This is a genomic window from Kineosporia rhizophila (assembly GCF_021277265.1).
Lineage (GTDB): Bacteria > Actinomycetota > Actinomycetes > Actinomycetales > Kineosporiaceae > Kineosporia > Kineosporia rhizophila.
This window is the reverse complement of the sequence record NZ_JAJSOH010000007.1, coordinates 106,446-118,483: the sequence shown is the minus strand read 5'-3', so window position 1 is coordinate 118,483 and position 12,038 is coordinate 106,446. Positions and strand designations below refer to the sequence as shown.

Annotated in this window: 15 protein-coding genes; 5 read left to right on the top strand and 10 right to left on the bottom strand. The window is 69.6% G+C overall.

Going from position 1 to position 12,038, the window contains the following annotated elements; translation table 11 throughout:
• The first annotated feature begins 305 nt into the window (after positions 1 to 305).
• The gene (locus LWF15_RS12970) at positions 306 to 1,013 is read left to right on the top strand and encodes a DUF7007 domain-containing protein (RefSeq protein ID WP_232810804.1); all 708 of its coding nucleotides are present in this window, start codon (positions 306 to 308) and stop codon (positions 1,011 to 1,013) included.
• 9 nt (positions 1,014 to 1,022) lie between these two features.
• On the opposite strand, the gene LWF15_RS12965 is transcribed toward LWF15_RS12970, so the two are convergent.
• From LWF15_RS12965 to LWF15_RS12955, 3 genes are read right to left on the bottom strand one after another with little or no spacing between them, the layout of a single operon-like run.
• The gene (locus LWF15_RS12965; protein ID WP_232810803.1) at positions 1,023 to 1,505 is read right to left on the bottom strand and encodes a hypothetical protein; all 483 of its coding nucleotides are present in this window, start codon (positions 1,503 to 1,505) and stop codon (positions 1,023 to 1,025) included.
• 13 nt (positions 1,506 to 1,518) lie between these two features.
• Positions 1,519 to 2,268: an ABC transporter permease gene (locus LWF15_RS12960; protein WP_232810802.1), complete on the bottom strand. Its 750-nt coding sequence runs from the start codon at positions 2,266 to 2,268 to the stop codon at positions 1,519 to 1,521.
• Positions 2,268 to 3,245, bottom strand: a complete 978-nt coding sequence (locus LWF15_RS12955) for an ABC transporter ATP-binding protein (RefSeq protein ID WP_232810801.1) — start codon at positions 3,243 to 3,245, stop codon at positions 2,268 to 2,270. The genes LWF15_RS12960 and LWF15_RS12955 overlap by 1 nt, the downstream gene beginning before the upstream one ends.
• Positions 3,246 to 3,296: 51 nt before the next feature.
• Here LWF15_RS12955 and LWF15_RS12950 point away from each other — a divergent pair, with 51 nt between their 5' ends.
• The gene (locus LWF15_RS12950) at positions 3,297 to 3,848 is read left to right on the top strand and encodes a PadR family transcriptional regulator (protein WP_232810800.1); all 552 of its coding nucleotides are present in this window, start codon (positions 3,297 to 3,299) and stop codon (positions 3,846 to 3,848) included.
• On the opposite strand, the gene LWF15_RS12945 is transcribed toward LWF15_RS12950, so the two are convergent.
• Complete coding sequence (locus LWF15_RS12945; protein ID WP_232810799.1) at positions 3,821 to 4,285, bottom strand: hypothetical protein; 465 nt, start codon at positions 4,283 to 4,285, stop codon at positions 3,821 to 3,823. The genes LWF15_RS12950 and LWF15_RS12945 overlap by 28 nt on opposite strands.
• A 165-nt stretch (positions 4,286 to 4,450) precedes the next feature.
• Here LWF15_RS12945 and LWF15_RS12940 point away from each other — a divergent pair, with 165 nt between their 5' ends.
• The 3 genes from LWF15_RS12940 to LWF15_RS12930 all read left to right on the top strand — a co-directional run bounded on the left by LWF15_RS12940 (position 4,451) and on the right by LWF15_RS12930 (position 7,085).
• On the top strand, positions 4,451 to 5,887 hold the full coding sequence (locus LWF15_RS12940) for an Nramp family divalent metal transporter (RefSeq protein ID WP_232810797.1): 1,437 nt from the start codon (positions 4,451 to 4,453) through the stop codon (positions 5,885 to 5,887).
• Positions 5,888 to 5,961: 74 nt separating this feature from the next.
• Positions 5,962 to 6,417, top strand: coding sequence for a nuclear transport factor 2 family protein (locus LWF15_RS12935; protein WP_232810795.1), 456 nt, complete (start codon positions 5,962 to 5,964; stop codon positions 6,415 to 6,417).
• A 53-nt stretch (positions 6,418 to 6,470) separates the two neighbouring features.
• Positions 6,471 to 7,085, top strand: a complete 615-nt coding sequence (locus LWF15_RS12930) for a TetR/AcrR family transcriptional regulator (protein WP_232810793.1) — start codon at positions 6,471 to 6,473, stop codon at positions 7,083 to 7,085.
• A gap of 1 nt (position 7,086) precedes the next feature.
• Here the strand turns inward: LWF15_RS12930 and LWF15_RS12925 are convergent, their stop codons facing one another.
• Genes LWF15_RS12925 through LWF15_RS12900 form a run of 6 tightly spaced genes read right to left on the bottom strand, consistent with a single transcriptional unit; the run spans position 7,087 to position 12,038 of the window.
• Complete coding sequence (locus LWF15_RS12925; RefSeq protein ID WP_232810791.1) at positions 7,087 to 7,461, bottom strand: nuclear transport factor 2 family protein; 375 nt, start codon at positions 7,459 to 7,461, stop codon at positions 7,087 to 7,089.
• Positions 7,462 to 7,470: 9 nt separating this feature from the next.
• Positions 7,471 to 8,043, bottom strand: coding sequence for a cysteine hydrolase family protein (locus tag LWF15_RS12920; RefSeq protein ID WP_232810789.1), 573 nt, complete (start codon positions 8,041 to 8,043; stop codon positions 7,471 to 7,473).
• On the bottom strand, positions 8,040 to 8,528 hold the full coding sequence (locus LWF15_RS12915) for a cysteine hydrolase family protein (RefSeq protein ID WP_232810787.1): 489 nt from the start codon (positions 8,526 to 8,528) through the stop codon (positions 8,040 to 8,042). The genes LWF15_RS12920 and LWF15_RS12915 overlap by 4 nt, the downstream gene beginning before the upstream one ends.
• Positions 8,529 to 8,539: 11 nt before the next feature.
• A complete protein-coding gene (locus LWF15_RS12910) occupies positions 8,540 to 9,535 on the bottom strand; it encodes an ABC transporter permease (protein ID WP_232810785.1) in 996 nt (331 codons plus the stop codon).
• Positions 9,536 to 9,538: 3 nt separating this feature from the next.
• Entirely contained in the window at positions 9,539 to 10,357 is an 819-nt protein-coding gene (locus LWF15_RS12905; RefSeq protein WP_232810782.1) for an ABC transporter permease, read from the bottom strand.
• Positions 10,341 to 12,038 (bottom strand): ATP-binding cassette domain-containing protein, encoded by a 1,698-nt coding sequence (locus LWF15_RS12900; protein ID WP_232810780.1) that lies wholly within the window; start codon positions 12,036 to 12,038, stop codon positions 10,341 to 10,343. Before LWF15_RS12900 ends, LWF15_RS12905 begins: the two co-directional genes overlap by 17 nt.

Below are 12,038 nucleotides of genomic sequence, written 5' to 3'. Positions count from 1 at the left end.
TGAAGTGCACGAACGACACAAGAGCGACATCTTCACTGCAAAAATACCGGTTCGGACCGCCGGAAACGTCTCTGTATCCACAAGTGACCGAAAACCACCATCGGCCCATTGACGGCGAATCGCCGCGAATCCCCACGTACGCCGCTGACCTGCGCCGACGCCGTCCATAGTTTGCAAAAAGGTGACCCGGACACCTCCTTCTGGGCGCAAACATCAGTTACCGTCGACATTCGCTCGGTCACGGAGGGCCGAGCCGCCGCGGATCTTGCGAACCCGCTTCCCGGCGAAAAACGGCAGGAGGCCTGATGTCACGCCCGAGCACGCTCACCCCCGACTGGAGCCCCTGGGGCAGCATCCAGGAGAGCGAGCCCCTCGGCGAGGACGGCATCCTGCGGGTGCGCACGGCCACCAGCCGCGGCTACTTCATCCCCCGTCAGGCCAACGACCGCGTCCACCAGACCTGGCGGGTGCGCACGGGCTGGTACGGGCAGGGGGAACGCGACGACCAGTGGGCCATCGTGGTGATCACCTTCCCGGAGCTCTTCCCCCAGCGCACCGTGCACGACGCCCACGCCCTGCAGCGCAAAGCCCACCCGATCCAGTACGCGACCGTGGTCAAGCAGGCCCCCACGCCGGACATCGTCCTGCCCGTCGACGTGGTGCAGGCCCTGTCAGCCGTGACAACGACGGCAACCAGCCTGCCCAAGCCGGCCGCCCCCGCCTCCGCGCCTACCACTACCCCGGTGCTGTCGGTCAGCTCGTCCTCCGCCGGAGTGGTGTCGGTTCGCCGTACCCCCGCCGCGCCGCGTAAGGCCGGACCGGTCGCCACGCAGGTCTGGGGCGAGTGGCACGAAAGCGTTCCGGCGGGCTACGTCGGGGTGCTCGCAGCCCCCGACGCCGACCCGACCGACCTGTCCTGGCACCTGGTTCCCGTGCGGGAGTACAACACCCGGCCCGGATTCCGCTTCGTGGTCGACCCGGACCAGCACCAGCCCTGGCCCGACCACCCCTGAACCCAAGGATCAGGCCGGCAGCTCAACCAGCCTGCTCCCCTCCAACGCCCGCGGCGGATCCTCGGCAGTCGGGCAAGGGATTACTGAGCGACTCACAGCTCCCCCATCGCCGACCTTCCCCGACAGTCGGAAACAGGTGTGGAACTTCTCCCACTGCCCGGCGGCCACATACTTGCGCGATGCCCCACCGGCGAGGACTACGTCCCACTCCACCACGTCGGTGGACTTCACCCGGCTCTCCAACACCTCGAACGGGTGGGCATCGGCCACCTCGGCCCGAGCGTCCTCCGCATTGCCGTCCGAGTCGACCAGCGCGGTGGACGCCTCCTCGGTCAGGTCAACCGCCGAGGCCTGGAGCTTGTCCCGCACGACCTGCTCCGGGTCCGGCCGCTCCCAGGTGGTGAGCAGGTAGCCCAGCACACCGAGGATCAGTACCCCGGCAACCGCCGCGCTGGTCGTGGCCCGGCTCATCACCGGCATCTGTCTGTGCACCGCGACACCGTAGCTAGGCGGTGCGACCGGCGAACAGCCGGGCCCCGACCACGAAAGACACCAGCGCAAGGACGATTGCAACGGCGGCTCCGGTGTACACGGTGGCATCGACCACCCCGGCGAACAGGTCCCGGGTGGCGTCCAGCACATGGCGCAGCGGATTCAGCCGGGCCAGCCAGTCCAGCCAGGCCGGTGCACCCTCGAGCGGCAGCAGGATCCCCGACAGCAGCATCAGCGGGATCGCCAGGGTGTTCACCGCCGGGGCGAACAGGTACTCGTTGGGCAGGGTGAGCGCCAGCACGTACGACAGCGAGGCCAGACCGATACCGGTGATCAGGATCAGCCCGAAGGCGGCCACGACCCCCACCGGATCGGCCGCCATACCCAGCGCGTAGCCCAGCAGGATCAACGGAACCGCCTGCAGAACCAGGACAACCGCATCCTTGAGGACGCGTCCCAGCAGGATGGCCAGTCGGCTCACCGGGGTGACCCGCAGTCTTTCGACGAAGCCGGAGCGGATGTCCGGGATCAGGTTGAAGCCGGCGAACCCGGTGCCGAACAACCCCAGCTGCAGCAGCAACCCGGGCACGAAGAAGAGCCAGGGGTTCTGCCCGGCCGGCAAGGCACTGCCCAGCAACGGGCCGAACAGCAGCAGATAGACGAAGGGCTGGATCAGACCGATCAGCAGCCAGCCCTTCATCCGCAGGGCCAGGTCGAGCTCACCGCGGAAGACGACCGCGATGTCCTGGACGGTGGTGATCATCAGACCATCTCCTCCGGCTGGGTGACGGAAGCCGTGCCGACCGGTGGCCGACCGGTGAGTTCGAGGAACACGTCGTCCAGTGAAGGGTGCTCAGAACGTAGACCCCGCACCGCAATTCCCGCCCGACCGAGAGCCAGCACCAGCTCGGGCACCAGGGCGTCGGTGTTCTCACACCCGATGCGCAGCTCCCCCTCACCGACGTTGACCGTGCGCACCCCGTTCAACCCCAGGGCCACGGCCCGGGCCCGGGCGGCGTCCGGGCCGAGGTCCACCACCACCAGATCGCGCCCCAACTGCTGCTTGAGCCCGGCCGGGCTGTCCTGCGCGATCAGCCGGCCCCGGTCGAGCACCAGGATGCGGTCGCACAGCGCCTCGGCCTCGTCCAGATGGTGGGTGCTGAGCACGATGGTGGCCCCGCTGCGCCGGCGCAGGGCCCGCAGGTGCTCCCACAGGTCCAGCCGGCTGGGTGGATCGAGCGCCGCGGTCGGCTCGTCCAGAAAGATCACCCCGGGCGCGTGGATCAGGCCGATCGCCAGGTCGAGACGCCGACGCTGACCGCCGGAAAGCGTGTGGGTCGGCCGGTCCAGCACCTCTTCCAGCGCGAACGCCTCGACCATGGCGCGCACCCGCTGCCCCACGGCCGGCAAACGGTAGAGCCGGGCCTGCAGCACCAGTTCGTCACGGGCGGTGGCGGTCGGCCGGGTTCCACCGCTCTGGGCGACCAGCCCGATGCTGCGCCGCACCCCTCGCGGATCGCGCCGCAGATCATGGCCGGCCACCCGGGCGCGGCCGGCGCTCGGGTTCTCCAACGTGGCCAGCATCCGCATGGTGGTGGTCTTCCCGGCCCCGTTGGGACCGATCAGGCCCACCGCCTCCCCCGGAGCCACCTCGAAAGACAGGTCCGCCACCGCCTCCACGGTCGCGCTCCGGCTCGAGAAGGTCTTGCCCAGGCCCTGGGCCTCGATCGAGTTCAGCACGGCTCCTCCTAGTCGTATACGACTATCCGTATACGACTGTACCCTCAAACCATGCCGTTGCGCGCCACCGACAACCCCCTCGTCCTGCCGCTGCTGGGGCTCCTCCTGGAGCAGCCGCGCCACCAGTACGGGCTGCTGGCCGGGCTGCGTGAGCGCTACCAGCACCTGCGGGTGCGCACCGGCTCGGTGTACACGCTGGTCGGATCACTACGCGCCGAAGGCTGGATCGAGCCGGCCGACCAGACCACCGACCGACCCACCTTCCAGCTCACCGAGGCCGGGATCGCGCACTTCCGGGCCCGGGTGCAGGCCGATCTGGAAGACGCCGACCCGGCCAACGCGGCCCGCTTCGTCACCGCCCTGGCCTACGTCGGCATCCTGGAACGCAGCATCGCCGTCAGCGCGCTCACCAACCGCGTTCAGGCCCTCCGGCAGCGGGCCGCCGAGCTGGAAGAAGGGCTCGACAACGCCGGACTGCCGGCGATCTACATGAGCGAGACCGCGTTCTTCGCTTCCCAGACCCGGCACGACATCGCCTGGCTGGAGCGGTTCACCCAGGAGATCGCCGATCCGGGCTACGCGTGGCCCGCCGAGAACCTCTGATCCAGGGCACCCGCCTCGAGCACCTGCGTGGAGTTGTGCTCCCGCACGATCCGCCAGCCCGCCGCCGTCCTTCGCCAGACCAGTGAAGAGGTGGTGCGGATGTCGGTGACCGCCTCGGCGGTGGCGATCCGGGCCAGGAACACCAGGGTGGACGCGGACAGGTCGCTTCCGGCGACGACGTGGGGGCCGTCTTCCACCAGGTGATGGGCGTACTGCATGGCGTCGAAGGCGGGCGTGAAGTTCTGGCCGTACTCGGCTGCGGTGGTGGCCACCCGGTGCTGCGGGTCGAAGTCGTCGTACAAACGGACGCCCTCCCCGCCGAAGTCGTACAGGTCACCGAAGATGCGGGGAAAGTCGAAGGGAACGTCGCCGGAGTTGCGTTCCCAGCCGAACACCCAGCGCGTGTGGAGCTCGGCAATCACGGTTTCTTCACTCATGTTTCGACCGTAGGTACCCGCCGCGACCGGTGACAGGCCGGGCCGCACCCACCCTGAGGCACTGGGCGACGTCCGGGCGACGTCTGGCGGAGCGCCCGGACAAAGCGGACCATGGAGCCTTTCAGCACGGCCGTACCTGCCGCGACGAGCGACAAGGAAACCCGTATGACGAACCAGCCCGCCGCCACCGACGCCGGCGACTTCAGCCTGAAGACCGGGAACCTGCCCGGCCCCGAGGTCCGCGACCTGCCCGACCCGCCCCGGAAGATGTGGCGCCTGATCGGGCCGGGCATCGTGGCCTCCGGCGTCGGCCTCGCCTCCGGCGAGTTCATCCTCTGGCCCTACATCACCAGTCAGGTCGGCCTGGTCTTCCTCTGGGGCGCGGCCCTGGGCCTGACCATCCAGTGGTTCCTCAACATGGAGATCGAGCGCTACACCCTGGCCACCGGCGAGACCGCGCTCACCGGGTTCAACCGCTACTGGAAGCACTGGGGCGTGTTCTTCGTCGTCCTGGCCGTGTTCCAGAACCTCTGGCCCGGCTGGGCCACGGCGGCCGCCACCATGTTCACCTACCTGTTCGGCGGGGACTCCACCGTGGTAGCGGTGATCATGCTGCTGGTCATCGGCGCCATGCTCACCCTGGCCCCGGTGGTCTACACGCTGATGGAGCGCCTGCTCATCGTCAAGGTGGCGGCTGTCGGCCTGTTCTTCGTGGTCGCCGTGACCCTGGCCCTGAAGGCGGACACCTGGCAGGCCCTGCCGGACGCGGTCACCCACGTCGGGCGCTTCCCCTCCGACATCGAGTTCGCCGTGCTGATGGGGGCGATCGCCTTCGCCGGGGCCGGCGGCGGGCAGAACCTGTGCCAGAGCAACTGGATCCGCGACAAGGGGTTCGGGATGGGCTCCTACGTGCCCCGTCTGGCCAGCCCGATCACCGGTGAGAAGATCGCCGCCCCGGACGCCCGGGCGTTCGTCTTCGAGCCCACCCCGACCAACCTGAGCCGCTGGCAGCGCTGGTGGCGCTTCGCCAACCTCGAGCAGGCCCTCACCTTCGCCCTGATCACGTTCGTCACCATCCTGCTCACGTCGATGCTGGCGCACTCCACCGTGCTGGGCACGCCCGGCCTGGAGAACTCCATCGACTTCCTGGACGTGGAGGGCGAGGCGCTGAAGGGCGCCGTGGGCGGCTGGTTCGGCACGCTGTTCTGGGTGGTGGGCACGTTCTCGCTGTTCGCCGCGGCCGCCGGGATCGTCGACTACACCAGCCGACTGGTCGCCGACATCCTCAAGGGCACCTACCTGGGCCGCCGGAACGTCACCGAGAACCGGGTGTACTTCGCGGCCGTGTGGATCCTGGTGCTGACCGGCGTGGGCATCCTCGCCCTGGGCCTGGACCAGCCGCTGGTGCTGCTGGTGATCTCGGCCTGCGTGGCCGGGGTCAGCATGCTCTTCTACAGCGCCCTGCTGCTGTGGATGAACCGCCACGCCCTGCCCCGGGCGATCCAGGTCGGTGGTGTGCGCGCCGGCGTCCTGATCTTCAGCACCGGCTTCTTCGCGGTGCTGTCGGCGGTCACGATCTACCAGCAGGTGCAGAAGTTCTAAGAGCAACAACTTGAGGACGAGTGGGGGCGCCGCGGCTGCGCGGCGTCCCCACTGCATCTGCTTAAGTGAGGCGCATGGGCAACATTGAGCGCAGTGAGATCGGCCGGGGCGAGTGGATCGACCTCTACGCCACTGCGTGGCGCGAGCGCAGCCCGCAGGACGTGGTGCAACTGTTCACCCCGGACGCCCTCTACTACTTCTCCCCCACCGCGCCGCCCCGCCGCGGCCGTGAGGAGATCGCCGCGCACTGGAAGACGGCCACCGACTCGTTCGAGGAACTGATCCTGCGCTTCGGCACCCCGATCAGCGAAGGCGCCCTCACCAGCGTCGAAATGTGGGCCACCATGCGCGATCCGGCCTGGCACGAACGCCGTACCGGCACCGTGCCGGGGCCGGGCGAGGACTGGCTCACCTTTCCCGGATGCCTGGTGCTACGTTTCGACGAGACCGGGCTGTGCGTGGAGCACCGCGAGTACTACAACACCGTTTTCGGAATGCGCGTGGATCCGCCCGCGGGCTGGGGTGCCTGACATTACAGCGCCTCCCGCCTGACTTTCCCGCAGGCACCAGGCACACTGGTCAGATGTCCGAGACCGTGAGGGATTCCGCCGTGCGGTCGAGGCACGACCGGCGGGGTTCGGCCCGCCGGCGCATCGTCGAGGCGGCCACGGAGCTCTTCAGCACCCAGGGCTACGCGGCCACCACCACGCGAGACATCGCCGAGAAGGTAGGTATTCGACAGCCGTCGCTTTACTCGCACTTCGCGGTCAAGGCCGACATCCTGGTCGAGGTGGAGCTGCAGACCTTCCGCCCCACCCTCGAGCGCTTCGAGCAACTGCGCGCCGACCCCGCGCTCACCGCCACCCAGCGCCTGGGCCGGCTGGTCGAGTTCGACGTGAAGATGCTCTGCGACGGGCCGTACAACGTGGCTCTGCTCGGCTACCTGCCCGAGGTGCGCCACGAGGGCCTTGCCGCCGGCATGGCCGAGCACGGGCGCCTGCTGTACGCGGTCTACCGCGAGCTGGTGGGCGCCGCCCTGACCGAGAACGGCCGCAGCACCGACGATCTCGAGACCGTGACCGAGGTGGTGTTCACCATGGTCGAGGGCTGGATCCTGCGGCGGGTGCACAGCCGGGCGGTCGACGGCGAGCGCCTGGCCCCGGCGGTACGCGACGCCGTGCTCGCCGTGGTGCGCTGACTCACCAGCGCTCGACCAGATGCTCACGGCCGGCCGGGGGCTCGTAGGCCTCCGGCCAGAAGTCCGTGATGCGGCTGATCCGGCCCGACTCCGACAGATCGAGCCATACACAGGCGTCCACCTGTTCCGATCCGACCGAAACAGCCATCCAGACCACCGCGTTCAGGCCCTCGGCGACCACCCGCCGGACCGACAGGTGCCACTCACCCGGGTACTCCCGGTTGAAGCGCACGAAGCGCTCGCGACCCGAGATGCGCTCGCGGGTCTGCGGCATCTCGTACACCACGTCCTCGGCCAGCAGGGCCTCGAACGCGGCCCAGTCGCGCTGCTCGCACGACTCGACGTAGGCGACTGCGATCCGGCGGGTCTCGTCCATCCGGCCATCCTAGACGGCCACCGCCAGCCAGTTCAGCACGTCCTGCGAAGTCACCAGGGCCGAGGGCTGCAGGTGCTGGATCATCTTCAGCGCGTCGTCGTGCGCCTGCCGGCTGGACCCGGCCACCACGTCGCCGACCACGTTCAGCGTGAGGTCGCGCTGGTGCGCGTCGACCGAGGTGTACAGGATGCAGATGTCGGTGAAACCGCCGATCATCACCAGGGTCTCGACCTGGTACTGCTTGAGCACGATGTCCAGCTCGGTGGCGAAGAACGAGGAGTAGCGGCGCTTGCGGATGTGGTGCTCGGCGCCGACCGGCCCCAGTCCGGTGGCGATCTCGGTGGCCGGATTGCCCTCGATGCAGTGCGGCCCCTCGGAACCGTCCAGCTCCCGGCCGATGTCGGCCAGGTGCGGCTTGTGCACCTCCTGCACCCAGATCACCGGCACCCCGGCGGCCCGGCTGGCCGCGACCAGCGCCTGGGCCCGGTGCAGCTGCCCGTGGGCGTAGGCCGCCTTGGGGCCGGACAGGTCGCCGCCCTGGAAGTCGACGACCAGCAGAGCCGTGTTCCCCTTGATGTTCATGCGGACAACCAGCTTTCGACGGCGGCGAGGGTGACCAGCGAGTCACGCTGCAGGTACTTCATCGCGCGCAGGGCGGCCTGGTGCAGCTCGTCGTCCGAGCCGGTGATGAGATCGGTGACGGCCCGGAAGTGGTAGTCGAGCTGATGCGCGTCCACCGCGGTGTAGTGCACGGTCACATCGCTCGTGCCCCCGGCCAGGAGCACCGTCTGCACCTGGTAGCCGCGCAGGATCAGGTCGAGCTCGGTACCGAAGAAGGCCGAGTCGCGGTGCCGGCGCACCACGTACTCCTCGGGCCGGGCCTCGATCACCGGCACCGCGCCGAAGCGGCCGGCGAAGACGACCGGCACGTTCTGGTCCCGGCAGGCCCGGACCAGCGCTTCTGCACCGGTGTCGTCCAGCAGGACCAGCGCCACCGTTCCGACCGGTTTCAGCTCGCCCGACGGCGTCCAGTCCCGGACCCGCAGCGGCTCGTCGACTTCTTTCACGGAAAACCCTTTCAGGAAAGGCGGACGCGGGGGTCCAGCGCCGCCAGGCACAGATCGACAACGGTGTTGACGACGACGTAGACCGCGCCCAGCAGAAGGCTGATCGTGGCCACTGAGTTGGTGTCGGCCGCGCCGATCGCCCGGACCAGGTACTGGCCCAGGCCGTTCCAGGAGAAGATCTCCTCGACCACCACCAGGCTGGAGAGCATCATCCCGATCTGCACGCCGAGCAGGCTGATCGCCGGTCCGGCGGCGTTGCGCAGACCGTGCCGCCGCAGCAGCTGGGGCTCGGTCTCGCCCAGAGACCGCGCGGTGCGGGCATATCCGGAGCTCATGCTGGTCGACAGCCCGTCGGCCAGCACACGGGCCAGCGCCACGGCCGGGCCCAGGCTGGCCGCGGTGGCCGGCAGCACCAGGTGCCGGAGCGCGTCGAAGGCGTAGGCCAGGTTGCCGGTGATCAGCCCGTCCAGCACGAACATCCCGCTCAGGCCGCTGCTCGCCCCGTAGGAGGTGCGGCCGGAGACCGGCAGCCAGCCGAACTGCCCGAAGAAGAGCAGCAGACCGCCGGTGGCGATCAGGAACGCGGGGGCGCTGGCCGCGCTGAACAGCACGAACCGCAGCACGCTGCCCGCCCGGCCGCCCATGGTGTAGCCACGGGCCAGCACCAGCGCGATGACCACCGCCAGGACGATGGTGGCCAGCATCAGTTCCGCGGTGGCCGGGATGCGGGTGCCCAGCTCGTCCGCGACCGGGCGTTTGGTGCTCAGGCTCAGCCCGAGGTCGCCCTGCACCAGCCGGGTCAGGTAGTCCCAGTACTGCAGCACCAGCGGCTGGTCGAGGCCGAGCCGGGCCCGGGCCGCCGCGATCGCCTCCGGGGAGGCGTTGCCGCCGACGAAGGCCCGCACCGGGTCTCCGCCGCCGAACCGGCTGACCGTGAAGATCAGCACCGACAGCGCGAACAGCACCACGACCAGCGAACCCAACCGGGAAAGGGTGAACCGGACCATGACTCAGGCTCCTCTCGCCCGCAGCGTCGAGCGCAGGCCGTCGCCGAGATAGTTGAAGATCAGCGACAGCACGCCCACCGCGACGCCCGGCACCACCGCGATCCACCACGCGTCCAGCAGGAAGGGCAGCCCGGCGCTGGACATCAGGCCCAGTTCCGGGGAGGGCGCCGGCGAGCCGAGCCCGACGAAGGCCAGGGCGGCCAGCGTCATGATCACCCCGCCGATGTCCAGGCTGGCGGTGACCAGCACGGTCGGGAGCACGGTGGGCAGCGCGTGGCGCAGCATCAGCCGCGGCCCCCGGGTACCGGCCAGGCGAGCCGCCTCCACGTGCAGGCTCCCGGCCGCCCGGCGGATCTCGCCCCGGGCGATGCGGGCGTAGAGCGGCCACCAGACGATCGCGATGCCGATCATGGAACTGCGCAGGCCGGGCCCGAGCGCGGCGACGATCGCCATCGCGACGATCGTGGCCGGGAAGGCCAGGAACAGGTCGGTGACCCGCATCAGCACCGCGTCCACCCAGCCGCCCAGGAATCCGGCCACGGCCCCGATCAGCAGGCCGAGCAGGGCGCTGGCCAGGGTGACCACGAACGCGGCGAACAGGCTGATGCGCGCGCCCTCGAGCACGCGGGTGAGCAGGTCGAAGCCCAGGTTGTCGGTGCCGAGCAGATGCCCGCCGGACAACGGCGCCAGATAGGCGTCACCGGAGGGGATGTTGCTCTCGTAGGGCGAGAGCAACGGGCCGAACAGGGCCAGCAGCACCACGACCAGCAGGGCGGCCAAGGAGATCTGGGACCCCCGCCTGGTCTCAGTCGAGGACGGCATCCAGCAGCCTCCGTCCGTAGTCGCTGGTGATGGCGGTGCCGAGGTCGTCCGACGGCACGCTCTCGACGATCCGGCCCTGGCTGATCACGACCACCCGGTCGGCGATCACCCGGGCCGCGGCCAGGTCGTGGGTGACGAACAGCATCGGCAGGCCCAGGTCGTGCCGCAGCAGGTTGAGCAGGTTCAGCACCGAACAGGCCACCGAGACGTCCAGGGCACTGGTCGGCTCGTCGCACAGCAGCAGCGAGGGCGGCACCACCACCGCGCGGGCGATCGCCACCCGCTGCCGCTGCCCACCGGACAACTGCGCCGGCCGGGCGTCCAGCACCTCCTCCGGCAGAGCCACCCGCTCCAGCGCCAGCCGCACGTGCTCCTGCCGGCCGGCCTTGTCCAGGCCGGCCCCGGTACGGGTGTTGCCCAGCCGTTCCAGCAGGAGCGACCGCACGGTCAGCCACGGGGTGAGCGAGGCGCCCGCGTCCTGGAAGATGACCTGGACACCTTCACCCCGTCGGCGGTCCACCACCACGTCGCCGCTGTCCGCCTGCTCCAGCCCGGCGGCGATCCGCAGGATGGTGGACTTGCCCGAACCGCTCTCCCCCACCAGCGCCACGCTCTCGCGCGGGCCGACCCGCAGATCAACGCCGTGCAGGACCGCTTTGCGGGTGGGGCGGCCGAATCCACCCGTGGCGAACGACTTCTGCACCTTTGCCAACTCGAGCGCGAACGAGTTGACGCCGACCGCGGAGGCGACTGCGACGTCCTCTGTTCGGTTCTGACCGAAACGGCTCCACCGCAGAAGCCCGTCCGACCAGCTCTTGGTGAGTTCGGACGTCCCCTGTTCGCCCTGCCCGAGCGCTTCGGACATCGAGGCGACCACCGTCGCCTCCGGAAGCCCCACCGGACGTTCCCGGTCGGTGGCCAGGGTGAGCCGGGACGCCACCAGACGCCGGGTGTACGCGACTGAAGGTCGCTCGAAAACCTTTGTCGTGCGTCCGTACTCGACGATCTTTCCGCTGTGCATCACCGCCACCTCGTCACAGACCGACCGGGCCACCCCCAGGTCGTGGGTGACGAACAGGACACCGCAGCCGAGCTGTTCTCGTTCCCGGGTGAGCAGTTTCAGGATCTGCGCCTGGACACTGACGTCGAGGGCGGTGGTCGGCTCGTCGGCGACCAGCAGGGTGGGCCGCCGGGCCAGCGCCAGCGCGATCATCACACGCTGACGCATGCCGCCGGATAGTTGGTGCGGGAAGCTGCGGAGAACCGTTTCTGGCTGGCGGATCTCGACCTCCTCCAGCCAACGCCGGCTTTCGTTGGCGTTGCCGGTGACCAGGCCGAGCAGCCGGCCGATGGTCATGGTCGGGTCGAGCGAGGACATCGGGTCCTGGAACACGGTGGTGACCTGATGACCACGCACACCCCGCCAGCCTGCCTCGGCTCCCGGTTCCAGCGTCGTGCCGCCGATCTCGATCTGACCGGCGGTCGTGATCCCGGTGGCACCGCGCTGGTCGGTGAGCAGCCCCTGCACGGCCAGGCCGATGGTGCTCTTGCCGGAACCGGACTCGCCGACCAGGCCCAGGCAGCGGCCCGGCTCGATGACGAACGAGACGTCCTCCACGGCCCAGGTGCTGCGGCCGGGATAGCGCACGGAGAGGCCGTTCACGGTCAGCGCGATGACCAT